This window comes from Burkholderia latens, from assembly GCF_902499045.1.
Lineage (GTDB): Bacteria > Pseudomonadota > Gammaproteobacteria > Burkholderiales > Burkholderiaceae > Burkholderia > Burkholderia latens.
Genome location: NZ_CABVPL010000085.1, coordinates 1 through 11,858 on the forward strand (window position 1 = coordinate 1; position 11,858 = coordinate 11,858).

At 71.6% G+C, this 11,858-nt stretch carries 12 protein-coding genes; 2 read left to right on the forward strand and 10 right to left on the reverse strand.

Translation table 11 applies throughout. The annotated features are described in order from the left end of the window. Positions 1-311: 311 nt before the first annotated feature. Both phbB and BSE24067_RS31580 read left to right on the forward strand, forming a co-directional pair. Positions 312-1,055, forward strand: a complete 744-nt coding sequence (phbB, locus tag BSE24067_RS31575) for an acetoacetyl-CoA reductase (RefSeq protein ID WP_151068692.1) — start codon at positions 312-314, stop codon at positions 1,053-1,055. Positions 1,056-1,247: 192 nt separating this feature from the next. Then, a complete protein-coding gene (locus BSE24067_RS31580; RefSeq protein ID WP_151068691.1) occupies positions 1,248-1,451 on the forward strand; it encodes a hypothetical protein in 204 nt (67 codons plus the stop codon). 67 nt (positions 1,452-1,518) lie between these two features. On the opposite strand, the gene BSE24067_RS31585 is transcribed toward BSE24067_RS31580, so the two are convergent. The 10 genes from BSE24067_RS31585 to BSE24067_RS31630 all read right to left on the reverse strand — a co-directional run. Further along, a complete protein-coding gene (locus tag BSE24067_RS31585) occupies positions 1,519-1,812 on the reverse strand; it encodes a hypothetical protein (RefSeq protein ID WP_151068690.1) in 294 nt (97 codons plus the stop codon). Positions 1,813-1,834: 22 nt separating this feature from the next. Then, positions 1,835-2,332 (reverse strand): hotdog family protein, encoded by a 498-nt coding sequence (locus tag BSE24067_RS31590; RefSeq protein ID WP_151068689.1) that lies wholly within the window; start codon positions 2,330-2,332, stop codon positions 1,835-1,837. After that, entirely contained in the window at positions 2,329-3,147 is an 819-nt protein-coding gene (locus tag BSE24067_RS31595) for a beta-ketoacyl synthase chain length factor (protein ID WP_151068688.1), read from the reverse strand. The genes BSE24067_RS31590 and BSE24067_RS31595 overlap by 4 nt, the downstream gene beginning before the upstream one ends. Beyond that, positions 3,144-4,367: a beta-ketoacyl-[acyl-carrier-protein] synthase family protein gene (locus BSE24067_RS31600; protein ID WP_151068687.1), complete on the reverse strand. Its 1,224-nt coding sequence runs from the start codon at positions 4,365-4,367 to the stop codon at positions 3,144-3,146. Before BSE24067_RS31600 ends, BSE24067_RS31595 begins: the two co-directional genes overlap by 4 nt. A 61-nt stretch (positions 4,368-4,428) precedes the next feature. Then, complete coding sequence (locus BSE24067_RS31605; protein ID WP_174904983.1) at positions 4,429-5,334, reverse strand: polysaccharide deacetylase family protein; 906 nt, start codon at positions 5,332-5,334, stop codon at positions 4,429-4,431. Next, positions 5,331-7,808 (reverse strand): MMPL family transporter, encoded by a 2,478-nt coding sequence (locus tag BSE24067_RS31610; RefSeq protein WP_174904984.1) that lies wholly within the window; start codon positions 7,806-7,808, stop codon positions 5,331-5,333. The genes BSE24067_RS31605 and BSE24067_RS31610 overlap by 4 nt, the downstream gene beginning before the upstream one ends. Then, a complete protein-coding gene (locus BSE24067_RS31615) occupies positions 7,808-8,470 on the reverse strand; it encodes an outer membrane lipoprotein carrier protein LolA (RefSeq protein WP_151068664.1) in 663 nt (220 codons plus the stop codon). The genes BSE24067_RS31610 and BSE24067_RS31615 overlap by 1 nt, the downstream gene beginning before the upstream one ends. Beyond that, a complete protein-coding gene (locus BSE24067_RS31620; RefSeq protein WP_151068665.1) occupies positions 8,467-9,441 on the reverse strand; it encodes an LpxL/LpxP family acyltransferase in 975 nt (324 codons plus the stop codon). Before BSE24067_RS31620 ends, BSE24067_RS31615 begins: the two co-directional genes overlap by 4 nt. Further along, complete coding sequence (locus BSE24067_RS31625; RefSeq protein WP_151068666.1) at positions 9,438-11,186, reverse strand: AMP-binding protein; 1,749 nt, start codon at positions 11,184-11,186, stop codon at positions 9,438-9,440. The genes BSE24067_RS31620 and BSE24067_RS31625 overlap by 4 nt, the downstream gene beginning before the upstream one ends. Positions 11,187-11,251: 65 nt before the next feature. Continuing rightward, positions 11,252-11,858, reverse strand: a 607-nt coding sequence (locus tag BSE24067_RS31630; protein WP_254600369.1) for a COG4648 family protein, incomplete at its 5' end; no start/stop codon positions are given.

The following is an 11,858-nucleotide window of genomic DNA, read 5'->3' on the forward strand; positions in this document are numbered from 1 at the left end:
GCCAAGCGCGACGCGAAGCGCGGGCTGGCGTCGCTGTGCATCGGCGGCGGGATGGGCGTCGCGCTCGCGGTCGAGCGCGACTGAGCGGCCTCTGAAGATCTGCACGCGTGCGGCGCCGGCCTGCGCCGCACACGTGCGAAGCCCGCTTGGCGCGGGACAAGCTTGAACAGGCAGTCAACGACGAGTGTGATGTTCCGATGCATGCGGCGGCCGCGTAGCGGGCGCCAGCGCATCGCAGCGGCGGGGCCGGCGGCATGTGCGATGTCGCCGCTTCGCATCATTGATCAATTTATTTGTCGGTGAATAATAGGATGACTAAGCGAATTGCAGTTGTGACGGGCGGGATGGGCGGTCTGGGTGAAGCGGTCAGCATCCGGTTGAACGATGCTGGCCACCGGGTCGTCGTCACGTATTCGCCGAACAATGCCGGCGCCGATCGCTGGCTGACCGAGATGCACGCGGCCGGCCGCGACTTTCACGCGTATCCGGTCGACGTGGCCGATTACGACTCCTGCCAGCAATGCATCGAGAAGATCGTCCGGGACGTCGGCCCGGTCGACATCCTGGTGAACAACGCGGGCATCACGCGCGACATGACGCTGCGCAAGCTCGACAAGGTCAACTGGGATGCGGTGATCCGCACCAACCTCGACTCCGTGTTCAACATGACGAAGCAGGTCTGCGACGGCATGGTCGAGCGCGGCTGGGGGCGGATCGTCAACGTCGCGTCGGTCAACGGCTCGAAGGGCTCGGTCGGCCAGACCAACTACGCGGCCGCGAAGGCCGGCATGCACGGCTTCACGAAATCGCTCGCGCTCGAAGTCGCGCGCAAGGGCGTGACGGTGAACACGGTGTCGCCGGGCTACCTCGCGACGAAGATGGTGACGGCGATTCCGCAGGACATCCTCGACACGAAGATCCTGCCGCAGATCCCGGCGGGCCGGCTCGGCCGACCCGAGGAAGTCGCGGCGCTGATCGCGTTTCTGTGCTCGGAGGAGGCCGGTTTCGTGACGGGCTCCAACATCGCGATCAACGGCGGCCAGCACATGCACTGACGCGCAACGGCCCGGGCGGCGTTCGCGTGCGTCCGGGCCGTGCTCCCGCTGTATCCAGCGCCGGGGCCGCGCGCATGCGCGGTGGCGGAGCACGACGCGGGTTCGCTGCGCACGCAGCGGGCCGTCCAGCCTGCGCTCCGGCTACGCGACCGCAGCACGCACGCCGCACCGGCCTCGCATTCCGGAGGAGGCATGGGCGAAACCTGGATGGGACTCGCGATCGGCGGCTCGGCGCTGACCGTCGCGCTGACGATGGCGATCGCGCTTCACTGGCTCGAGCGGCGCCGCGCGCGGTTGTTGCGCAACTTCGATCATCGCGATTGCTGGTTCATCGCGTACGGCAAGCGCTTCGCGCGCGGGCCCGCGCGTGGGACGCGCGGCAGCCGCGTGCGATGATGGCAGCGGTGTTCGAGCGTCGCGCCGCATCCCGCGCATCCGTGAGCGATGCGCGGGATCTTCGCGCTCAATCGCTGCGCTTGTGCGCGCCTTCGCCGGCATCGCTCTTGTGGAAGATCCGCTTCGTCGTGCGCTTGGTGGCATCCCAGCCCTCGCGCGATGCATGCGCGATGCCGTGCCCGACCGCCTTCGCGGCGCTCGCGGTCGCATGACCGAAGCTGCGCGCGGCCTCGCCGGTCTTGTGCGCGGCTTCTTTCGAATCGCGCTTGATGTCCTGCTTCACTTCCGACATGTCCGCGTGCGCGATCGGGCTGATCAGCGCGAGAACGAACGCGGTGCAAATGAACTGACGTGCTTTCACGGCGTGGTTTCCCTGGGTTGATTCATCGAAGCTGCGCGCGGCCGGCAGGCGGCGGAGCGAATGCGCCGGCCGCCGATGCGTCGAGCATCACCGCGGCGCGGCCGCTGAGCAGTACGCGCTCGCCGCAGCGCAGCGCGAAGGCGTACAGCACGGAGCGGTCGTCGCCGCCGATGCGTTCGGCGTCGACGGTCAGCGGCAGCTCGAACGTATCGAGCCGATCGACGAATGCGTCGACGCCGCGCACGCTCGCAAGATAGCCGGCGCGCGGGCGCACGTGGTCCGTCTGGCCGTGTTGCGCACCGAGCAGCGCTCCGTGCACGGCCATCGCCTGCGCCGCGTATTCGATTCCGCAGACCGACGCGAGCCGGCCGCCCGAGCGCAGCGGGTTGTGCGGATCGCGGTGGCTCGTCGCGCTGCAGCGGATCCGTACGGCGTCCCATGCGTCGACGCGATCGAGCATGCACATCGCGCCCGCATGCGGAATGTGCGCGGCGATCCATGCGCGGTCGAGCGTCGTCATTGCGCGTGCTCCACGGCGGCATCCGGCAGCGCGATATCGACCTGCACGCGCGTGTCCTGCAGATAGTCGAGCACCACCCGCGCGGCGCGGCGTGCGGCGAGCGCATCGAGCAGCGGCAGCGCGCGTGCGGCCGGATTGCCGGTGCGCAGCGCTTCTAACGCGGGATTGTCGAGCGTCGTCGCCGGCGCGCCGGTGAGCTGCACGTCGATGCGCGCGAGCGTGCGTTCGGTCGCATTGGGCGCGAGCACGAGCGCGACGCCGAACGCGTCGACGATCGGCCGCACCGCGCGCAACGGTTCCGGATAGTCGGTGTCGTACGCGATCAGCAGGCTCGGCACGCGATCGACCGCAACCTGGCACAGGCTCTCGAGCAGCCCCGCGGCGAAGCTTCCGTCGTGCGCGCACAGCACGTTCGACGTCGCCATCGCGCGCGTCGCGATGCTCCAGTAGCCGGCCGGCGCGTTGTGCACCGAGTTGTGAAAGCGCGTGGGCGACAGATGGCGATCGTCGCCGGCGAGCGTTTCGCAGATCGCGTGGCAGTTCTGGCCGTCGCCGCCCGACGCGCTGAACACGGTCGCGAGCGCGGCCGCGTCGTGTCCGCTCGCCGCTACCGCTTCGAGCCCGACCGCGAGCGCGACGCGCACGACCGGGCCGGTGCGGCGGCGTTCCGCCGGCGGCAGGCCGGCCGGCGGAGGCAACACCGTGCGCGCGCTCGCATACGCGGTGCGGCCGGCGAGCACGTCCGCCGTGTGTGGCCAGTCGTTCAGGCCGGGCCCGACGAGGCCGACGCTTTCGATGAACGCGGTGACGGTCATGTCGGCTCCCGGCGGCTCGCGGGCTCGGCGCGACCGAGGATCAGGCTGCAATTCGTGCCGCCGAAGCCGAACGAATTGGACAGTACCGCGCGCACGCGCGCGTCGCGGCTCGCGAGCACGTAATCGGCGGCCAGCGCCGGGTCGGGTCGTATCGTGTTGACGCCGGCCGGCACGAACTGCTCGCGCAGCGCGAGCGCGGCGACGACCGCTTCGAGCGCGCCCGCGGCGCCGAGCGTATGCCCGGTCGCACCCTTGGTCGAACTGCACGGCGTGCGTGCGAGCAGCGCGTCCACCGCGCGGCTTTCCGCGGCATCGTTGCTGGGCGTCGCGGTGCCGTGCAGGTTCACATAGTCGATGTCGGTTGCCGCGAGGCCGGCCGATGCGAGCGCCTGCTCGATCGCGATGCGCGCGCCGAGCCCTTCCGGATGCGGCGACGACATGTGATGCGCATCGCTCGATTCGCCGATGCCGAGCAGCAGGATCGCGTCGTCATCGAGCGCGGCCGGTGCATCGGGTGCGCGTTCGAGCAATGCGAACGCCGCCGCCTCGCCGATCGAGATGCCGTCGCGCGCGACGTCGAACGGCCGGCATGGCTGGCGCGACAGCAGCTCGAGCGAATTGAAGCCGTACAGCGTCGTCAGGCACAGCGAATCGACGCCGCCGACGACGGCCGCATCGATCAGCCCCGCTTCGATCATCCGCCGCGCGGAGCCGAACACCTTCGCGCCGGACGAGCACGCGGACGAGACGGCCATCGCCGGCCCGCGCAGCGCGAAATACGCGCGCACGAACGAGGCCGGCGAATACGGGTTGTGCGTATGCGCATAGCGGAATCCCACGGGTAGCGCACCGCTTGCCGGATCGCGCTGCTCGTAGGCGCGCTCCGTCTCGAGGATGCCTGACGTGCTCGTGCCGACGAACACGCCGACGCGCTCGGCGCCGTAGCGCGACACCGCTGCCGCGACGCGCGCGTCGAAGCCGTCTTGCGCGAGGCCGAGCTGCGCGAGGCGGTTGTTGCGGCAGTCGAAGTCGGCGAGATCGGCGCGCACGGGCTGCGCATCGAGGCCATCGACGGCGCCGATCCACGTGTCGAGATCGGCGCGTTCGAAGTCGCACGGCGTGAGCCCGCCGCGCGCGCGACGCAGCGCGTCGAGGGTCGCGTCGAGACCGCGGCCGATGCAGCTGGTGGCGGTGAAGTGCGAGAGCAGGAGAGGTTTCACGAAGGTCGCATCCGATGGCCGGAACGGGCGCCGGCGGGGCGGGCGAGGGCGCCGCGCGCGGTCAGATTTTATCAAACGGGGGGGCTGGAAAGCCCGGCTGGCCGGGCGGTTCGACGGGGGCAGGCGCGAGCGCGGCGCGTAGGGTGGTCCATTGCAATTGCGCTTCGGCGGCCGCGCGCAAGACCGCAGGCAGCACGTCGAGCACGACCGGTTCGCCGCGTGCATCGCGTGCCGCGTGGCCATCGTGCACGAGCAGGATGTCGCGCGGCGCGAGGCCGTTCAGCAGCCGGCGCGTGACGGTTTGCGCGTGATGCTCGCGCGTGTCGAAGCCGCGCCGCGTCCAGCTCGCGAGTTGCAGGCCAAGTTCGCACAGCACCGGTTCGAGGAACGGATTGCGCAGGCCGGCCGGCGCGCGGAAGAAGCGCGGCCGCGTGCCGGCGAGCTCGGTCAGCGTCTGCTGCGCGGCCGCGATTTCGCGGCGCAGCGCAGCCGGCCCCGACAGCGAGAACGTATGCCGATGCCGCTGGCTGTGGTTTTCGATTGCATGCCCGCGCGCGACGATCGCTTCGATCCACTGCGGATGGCGGCGCGCGAGATCGCCGATGCAGAAGAACGTCGCGCGCGCATCGTACCGGTCGAGCACGTCGAGCACGCGCGGCGTGACGTCGGGGTCCGGGCCGTCGTCGATCGTCAGCGCGATGCGGCGGCCGGCACCGGCCGGCAGGCGCGTCCAGTTCGGGCCGAGCAGCGCGCTGCGCGGCCACAGGCCGGCGGCCGTCAGCGCGAGATGCGAGGCGACCACGCCGCCGGCGGCCCACGGCCATGCGGCCGGCTGCGCGACGACGGCCGCGAGCGCGCCCGCATGCAGCGCGGCTGTGCCTGCGATCAGCGGCGTCGGCTTCCAGCGGCGCGCGTCGCCGGCCGGTTCGGCGGTCGGCCGCGGCGGAAAGGACGATGGCGCGTTCATGTGCGAACTCCTGTCGGGACGCGGCGAGCGTCGTGGGTTGTCGCCGCGCGCGGCGCGAGAATTGCCGCGAACGCGAGCGCGAGCATCGCGCCGGGGCCGACGGTCAGCCCGAAGGTTTCGAGCAGCGGCACGCGCGACAGCGCGAGCAGGCCGAAGCCGGCCACCGTCGCGAGGTTCGCGATCAGCAGCGACACGAGCGTGTACGGCGTGACCGGTTGCGCATCGTCGCGCTTGCAGAAGAACAGCGCATAGTTCGACCCGACCGCGACGATCAGCAGCATCCCGACGAGATGCAGGATCGTCAGCTGCACGCCGGCGAGCGCGAAGCCGGCTGCCACCACCAGCACGGCCGCGACGAGCGGCGCGAGCGCGCGCACGACGCGGCGCGGCGATCGCAGCGCGATCAGCAGCAGCACGGCGATCGCCGCGAAACCGGCGAGCGACAGCCGGATGTCCTCGTGCACGTAGTCCACGTACAGCCGATCGGCTTCGGCCTTCATGTCGACGAACAACGCGTCGGGCACGCCGGCGCGCGCGACGGCCGCGCGGATCGGCGCGGCGTCGAGCGCCGGTGCCGCCGCCGCGGTGCGTGCGACATCGGGCGCCCGCAGCGGCAGCATCGCGCTCCAGCGGCCCGCGCGCCCGGTCAGCAGCGCATCGACGGCGAGCGCCATCGACGTGCCGCGCAGGTCCGCGCGCGTGAGCAGCGGCGCGTGGCGCGCGGCGTCGACATCGGCGATGAACGGCGCGAATAGATCGGGCCTGACCGCGATCGGCTGATTCGCGACGGCGTCGCGCATCCGCGCGGCGAGCACGTCCGCATCCGGCAAGCTCGCCTGGCGCGCGCGTTGCGCGGCGTCGCTCGGCAGGTAGCGTGCGGGGCTTTCGAAGCCCGCGATCGCGCCGCGATCGACGAGCGGCTGCAATTGCGCGGCGACCTTCTCCGCGCGTTCGAGCGCGGCTTGCTCGGTCGGCGCGGAAATCACGACGAGGTAGCGCACGTCCGGTGCGCCGACGTCGGCGCGCAGGCGCGCATCGAGCGCCTGCGCACGGGCGGGAACGGGGCTCAGCGCGGCGAGTTCGCGGCTCCACAGGCCGTCGCGGTGCAGCACGAGCGTCGCGCATGCGGCGAGCACGAGCACGGCGAGCGGCCAGCGCAGCCGCGGTGCGGCGGCTACCGCGCGCGCGAGCACCGTGCCGGCGCGCGACACGTCGCGGATCGCGACGTGTTCGCCGCGCAGATGCGGCAGCACGAAGCGCGTGACGAGCGCGGCGGCCGTGAGTCCTGCGATCGAATACAGCCCGAGCTGCACGAGGCCCGTGAAGCCGGAGAACAGCATCGATGCGAACCCGCACACGGACGTCAGTACGCCGAGCCGGATCGTCGGCCAGTACGCGGCGATCCATGCGCGCGTCGCGTCGGCCCGCCGCCCGGCGTCGCGCGAGCCGGTCTGCGCGGATTGCACGAACAGATAGATCGAATAGTCGACGGCTTCGCCGATCAGCGTCGTGCCGAAGCCGAGCGTGAGTCCGTGAACCGTGCCGAACGCGACGCCGACGGCCGCGATCCCGGCGGCGATGCCGGTGAGCACCGGCAGCAGCCCCAACGCGAGCATGCGCGGCGAGCGGTACAGCGTCAGCAGCAGCGCGACGATCAGCACGACGCTCGCCGTCGACAGCCGCTCGACGTCGTGCCGGATCGTGTCGCGCGTGTCGACCGAGAACACGCCGGGGCCCGTCATCGCGAGCGTGTACGCGGCGGCGTTCGGCAGCGTCCGCGTCGCGGCCGAGAACGCGCGGCGTACCGCGTCGAGCGCGCGTGCCTGCGCGTCGGTGTCGGAGCCGGCGGCGGCCGTCTGCACGACGAGCACGGCACGCGTGCCGTCGCGCGACGCCCATGCGCCGTCGCGCATCGCCGGCTGCGCGCCGCTGTCGAGCTGGCCGACGAGCGCGGTCACTTCGCCGGTCGGGTCGTGCGGCAGCATCGCCTTCGCGACGAGGCCGGCCGACGAGCTCAGCAGATCGAGGCTGTCGCCCAACGCCTGGTGCAGGCCGGCGGCGCTGAAGCGCTGCGGCGTGACGGCCGGGCTCAGCAAGTAGCGATGATCGAACACGAACTGCTGATCGCGCGCGTCGTTCGCGGCTTCGCCGTTGTTGACGGCCGAGAATTGCCGGTCGGCGCGCAGCGTGCCGGCGACGCGCTTCGACAGCGCCGCGCGCGTGGCCGCGTCGCCGCCGTCGATCGCGACGAGGATCAGCCGGGACACGATCCCGTCGCGCAGTTGATCGACGAGCACGCGCTGCTCCGCGCTCGGCGCGCTCGGCAGGAACGCGGACAGATCGGCCGTGAAATTCGCGCGTGCGATCGCGACCGCGCACGCGCCGAGCGCGAGCAGCCACACGAGCACGGCGCGTTGCCGCCACGCGGGCACGCGGTGCATGACGGAGGCGGGCGACCGGCTGCGCTGGTCCATCAGTTCGCCGGGACGGGTTGCAGGCGCATCAGCGAACGGTCGCCGTCGGCCTGCCGGATCGCGACGCTGCGCAATACGTCGCGCGTGCCGTCGAGCGTGATCGTGCTGACGACCTTCAGCATCCGCGAATCGAGCGGCGTGAGCGTGAGCGTCCAGTCGTCGCCGCGTCCGGCGAGCGCGACCTTGTAGATCTGCTCGAGCGCGTAGCGGTTGCCGGCGAGCGTCGCACGGATGCTGTCGATGAACGCGCCGAGCTCCGGGTACCGTGCGAGCGCGAGCGTGTACTTGCGGTTGTTGCGCTCGACGGTGAGCATGTCACCGTCGACGACCAGATGTTCGGGCTTGGGGCTCAGTGTGTGTTTCTCGAGATGGTCGGGCGCGACGAACACGAGCTCCCCCGACGACTCGACCGGCTGCGTCGCGATCGACAGCGTCTTCGTCTCGGTGAACGTCGCGCGTCCGGACTTGTGCTGCGCGAGCGTCGACATCAGCCGGTCGAGCGTCCATGGTGAACGGGCGTCGGCCGCGTGGGCGGGCAGCGCGAGCGCGACGGCGGCCGCCACGGCGAACGCGCGCGCGATGGGGCGCGGCGCGAACGCGTGCCGAAGCGACGGCGGCAACGGCGGCAGAACAGGCGGCAGAAAGCGGCGAACGGCGGTCATGCGTCGGAATCCTCAGTGGCGGACAGCCCGGCGCACGCGCGCGCATCGTCGCGGCGCGCGGCGGCGTCGCCCGTCTGCCAGAAATCGAAATAGTTGAACCAGTTGTACGGCGCCGCACGACAGTAATGGTCGAGCAGCGCGACGTAGCGCGCGAGCGCCGCGTCGACGGCCGCCGCGCGCGCGTCGCGGCCCACGTCGGAGAAATCGGCGAGCGTGTCGAAGTGCACGTCGTAGCGGTTGCCGTCGCGATAGAGGCCCGTCATGAACAGCACCGGCCGCCGCAGCATCGCGGCCATGTACAACGGCCCGAGCGGGAACGCGGCCGGCGCGCCTAGCAGCGGCAGTCGCCGCAGCGACGCGGCCGCGTCGTCCAGCAGCGTGCGGTCGGCGAGCATTCCGACCATGCAGTTCGCATCGAGGCGCTCGCGCACCTTCAGCATCGAGTCGACCCGGCCGAGCGCAATCACGTCCGGCCTCGCGGCCGGATTCACGGCGGCGAGCGTCGCGTTGATCTTGCGCGCGTTCTCTTCGTACATCGTGACGACGACGCGAAGGTCCGCACGTGTGCGGCCGATCGCGCGCACGACTTCGAAACTGCCGAGGTGCGCGCCCAGCAGGAACGCGCCGCGCCTGCCGGCGAGCGCGTCGTCGACCAGCGTCGCGCCATGCAGCCGGATGTCGAACAGGTCGAAGCGGCCGTTCATCAGGTAGATGCGGTCGTGGATCGTCGCGGCGAACGTGAACACGTGCCGGTACACGTCGCGCCAGCGCGCGGGACGGCCGAGCACGCGGCGCAGGTAGTCGCGCGACGCCGCGCACGCGGCCGGCGAGAACAGCACGAAATAGATTGCGATGGCGTGCAGCACGAGGCGCGACGCTTGCCGGCCGAAACGCAGCGAGATCCATGTCATCGCGCGCAGCAGCGCCGCGTTGCTGCGCTCCTGACGCTCGGCCCATGCGGTGCGCTTCATGGCCGGGCACCGTCCTGCGCGGCGGGCGGCGTGGACAGCACGCCGGTCGCGACGTCGCGCGCGCCGGCGCGCAGCGTGAAGCGGATCGTGCCGCCGGCCGCCGCATCGAATGCGAGGTCGAGCGCTTCGCCGGGCGCGACCGGGCTCAGGAATTTCGCGGAAGCCAGCCGCCACGTATCGAGCGGGCGATTCAGCGATGCGCCGAGCGCGGCGATCGCATGATCGAGCAACACGACGCCCGGCACGATCGGATGACCGGGGAAATGGCCAGGCAGTGCAGGGTGATCGGCGGGAATCGTGAATGCGAGCGGCGCGCTGGCGAACGCACGCGGCGCGTCGGCCGCGGCCGGACGCGTATGGCGTGCGACGAGCGCGGCGAGCACGTCGCGCGGCAGCTTGCCCGTTTCGTTGCGCGGCAATGCGTCCACGAACACAAGCGGACGCGGCAGGAACGCGGGATCGATCCGTTCGCGCAGCGCGCGCTGCAGGCCGGCCGCGGCGAGCGTCGGTGCAACGACCAGCGCGACGAGGCGCGTGACCGGTTCGCGCGCTGCATCGGCGTCGGCAGGCGCGGCCTCGTCCGGCATGAAGAACACGCCGTCGACGACGCCGGGAATCGCGTTCAACTGATGGTTCAGATACGCGAGCGACGTACGCTTGCCGGCGATGTTGACGAGGTCCGCCTTGCGGCCGTGCAACAGGAACCGGCCGTCGCCGAGCAGTTCGAGCGCGTCGCCCATCGGCACCGGCGCTTCGACGTGTCCGCCCGACACCCACACGGTCGGGCCGCCGTCGTCGCTGGCGGCGTCGTGCGCCGGTGCGTGGCGCGCATCGAGCCGGATGCCGGGGAACAGTCGCCATGCCGCGCCTTGCGACGTACGGCGCGTCGCGATCTGGCCGGTCTCGGTGCTGCCGTAGATCTCGACGAGCGGCGCGCCGAGCGCCGCCTCGGCTTCGCACGCGAGCTTTTCCGACAGCGGCGCGGTGGCCGACAGCACGAGCGCGGCCGGCGGCAGCGGATGGCCGGCCGACAGCAGCGCGCGCAGATGGATCGGCGACGTGACGAGCACGCGCGGCTGCGGGATCGCGGCGAGCTCGTCGCGGATGTCGACCGGGTAGAACGGCTGACGGTTGCTGAACGCGAGACCGCCGATCAGCGCGAGCAGCACCGTCGATTCGAAACCGTACATGTGCTGCGCGGGCACCGTGCCGATCAGCGTCGCCGCACGGCCGTCGAGCAGGCCGAGCCGGTCGGCGGCCGCGCGCACGCAGCCGACCAGGAAGCCCCAGGTCTTGCGATGCGGCACCGGCGCGCCGGTCGAGCCGGACGTGAACACGTACGCCATGATGCGCGACGCATCGATGCGCGGCACCACGCAGCGCGTATCGTCGTCGAGGTCGGCGGCCGCGGCGTCCGGATACGCGAAGCGCGGCAGGTCGATCGCGCAATCGGCCGCATCGTGCAGGCAGAACGCATCCGGGGCGAAAGACGCGAGCTGGCGCACCATCTCCGGCGTGTGCGTCGACGGCAGCAGGCTGATCTTGCCGGCGACGAGCGCCGCGCACAGGCTGACCGCGAAGCGGTAGCGGTCGCGGCACACGTTGAACACGTGGCCGCCGGCGGGCAGCGCGGCGGCCACGCGCGCGACGTCGGCGACGAACGCGCGCACGCTGACGGGCGCGCCGTTGCGCCAGGCGATCGTCTGGTCCGGCGACGAATGGAATACCAGCGGATAAGTCGGCATAAATCGGTTGAAGCGAAAGGCAATTGCCGGCGCGGCCTCGATGCGGCGCCGCGCCGGCCATGAATTCATCGTGACGGCTGCGTCGACGCGCGGTACGCGCGCACCGCGTCGATCATGCTCGGCCGCGCGTCGTGCGGCAGCGCGAAGCGCCGGCACGCATGCTCGGCGGCGAACATCACGGCGACCAGCGGCAGCGACAGGTAATTCGCGAAGGTCGACCACGCGGCGATCGGCACGGTCGCGAACAGCAGCGTCGACACGGCGGCGATCGCGACGAAGAACAGCGTCCACGCGAGCGTGATGCGCCGCGTGTAGCGCGCGACGGCCGGCGTGACCGTGCCGTGGATCATCGTCGCGAAGCGCGTGCACAGCGGCACCTGGCCGGCCGCGAGCGTACGGCCGAACAGCAGCGCCATCGCGACGTTGAAGCTCGCGTGCTCGACATACAGCCCCCACTCGAAATGACGCGCGAGCGGCGCGCGCGCGGCCCACAACGCGACGGCGGCGAGGAGCCACGCCGGCACGAGCCACGCGCGCCGCGGCGAACGCAGCGCCGCGCCGAGCGCGAGCAGCAGCGGCGGCACGAGCGCCATCGCGAGGCCGAAGCCGTGCGCGCCGGGCGTTGCTGCCGCGTAATGCGCGCCGATCTGGTACGCGGCGACCGCCGCGACC